General features: G+C 59.0%; 1 protein-coding gene. It reads left to right on the plus strand.

Annotation, left to right across the window (positions count from 1 at the left end):
* Window positions 1-2 precede the first annotated feature (2 nt).
* The coding region (locus SB659_RS20680; RefSeq protein WP_410551803.1) for a YSC84-related protein at window positions 3-229 on the plus strand (227 nt) is incomplete at its 3' end.

A 229-nucleotide genomic window follows, 5' to 3' on the forward strand; every position in this document is an offset into this window, starting at 1 on the left:
GTATCAGTGACGCGACAGTCGGTTACTACAGCACGGCTGCCGCTTCGTTTGGATTTCAGGCCGGCGCCCAGTCGACCGCAGTCATATTCCTCTTCATGACGCAATCCGCACTGGACAAGTTCCGCAACGCGGCGGGCTGGTCGGTCGGAGGCGACATATCGGTCTCGATTGTGAAAGTGGGCGCCAACGGCGCTATAGATACAGTATCAGCGTCCTCGCAGGTAGTGGC

This window comes from Arthrobacter sp. SIMBA_036, assembly GCF_046535135.1.
Lineage (GTDB): Bacteria > Actinomycetota > Actinomycetes > Actinomycetales > Micrococcaceae > Arthrobacter.